Source organism: Novosphingobium mangrovi (assembly GCF_022818885.1).
Classification (GTDB): Bacteria; Pseudomonadota; Alphaproteobacteria; order Sphingomonadales; family Sphingomonadaceae; genus Novosphingobium; species Novosphingobium mangrovi.
This window is the reverse complement of the sequence record NZ_JALHAT010000085.1, coordinates 1-208: the sequence shown is the minus strand read 5'-3', so window position 1 is coordinate 208 and position 208 is coordinate 1. Positions and strand designations below refer to the sequence as shown.

The window sequence follows — 208 nt, the reverse complement described above, 5'->3', positions numbered from 1 at the left end:
GCCCGGGCCACCGAACTCGCCACGGGTCTGGAGGACCTCGCCCAGCGCCGCGAGGTCGCCGAAACCGAGCTTGGCGAGGCCGAAGCGAAGCGCGCGAACCTCCCCGATCCTGAGGCGGGCCGCGCCGCGCTCGAGGCCGCACGCACCCGCAACGCCGAAGCGCGCGAAGCGCACCAGGCCGCGATCGCCCAGCTGGCCGCGCACGACC

1 pseudogene is annotated in these 208 nt (G+C 76.4%); it reads left to right on the top strand.

Going from position 1 to position 208, the window contains the following annotated elements:
• Window positions 1-208: pseudogene (locus tag MTR65_RS20090) on the top strand (chromosome segregation protein SMC); the annotation flags it as partial.